This is a genomic window from Pseudochrobactrum sp. AO18b (genome assembly GCF_000409565.1).
Classification (GTDB): domain Bacteria; phylum Pseudomonadota; class Alphaproteobacteria; order Rhizobiales; family Rhizobiaceae; genus Pseudochrobactrum; species Pseudochrobactrum saccharolyticum.
In genome coordinates this window covers 1-849 of the sequence record NZ_ANNO01000016.1, presented here as the reverse complement: position 1 = coordinate 849, position 849 = coordinate 1, and the positions used below count along the sequence as shown (strand labels likewise).

The 849-nt window shown below is 46.9% G+C and carries 1 protein-coding gene; it reads left to right on the top strand.

The genetic code is table 11. The features are described 5' to 3' along the window. Positions 1-283 (top strand): hypothetical protein (locus A918_RS22145; RefSeq protein ID WP_210162320.1); only part of this gene is annotated, 283 nt, incomplete at its 5' end. Positions 284-849: the final 566 nt, after the last annotated feature.

Below are 849 nucleotides of genomic sequence, written 5' to 3'. Positions count from 1 at the left end.
GCGCAGAACCCTCACGCCGATCCGGTGGTCCGCGACGCCCGTCCGTGATGAGCGGCGGCTCATCTCCGGGGTCGCTGGAGTTGGTCACGATCTGCTGATTCATGCCGCGCAGTACCATTCCTTATTATATATTGCGCACCGCAGGCTGCGGAAAAATCTGCGTAATATTGAATTACCTCAGGTGAGGAGCAAAGTTTTGCCTGTGCATACCGGTCAAGTCAATGAGAAGACGGCAAACAATCTGGATATGTGGAATCATTCCACGATTATTCGCCTTATTTAAACCGGAGCACTGAACCTATTTCATTTCAGATGTGTGCGTACGACCGGAATGGGGCGTGTTTATGATCGCTGCATTATTAGGCTGTGAAAAGCACTATATATAATGAGCATCAATGCTCTCATGAAAAACACTGTTTTGGACATGGATTCGGGTGTGAGGCGAATGATTCCGCGTTTTGATTCTGAATTTATGAGTCGAAACAAGGGTTTGGTGCTGTGATTTGATATATTTGGCTTGGTTTTTGGGGTGGTTTGGGACGGATTTGGGTGTTGGAGCAGTGTGGTAAGGGGATAAATAGAGGGGAGGGGCATTGTTTTTCGATTTTTGTTATAAAAATTCCATAAAAGGTGTTTTGGCGTGTTGACAGTTTGGGAGAGTGGGGTCTATATAGCGATACAACGAGGGCGGCGGCGCTGCTAGCGGCAGAGAGCTTCGTCCCTGAGATTGGTTGACTGAGGAATTGGTTAGCTGGTTAAAGCGCTGAAAAGATTGAGAGATTGATTTAGTGTTTACGAGATTTTAAGGTTTCGGCCTTAAGTGATAGCGACGATGAGATCCGGTTTTGA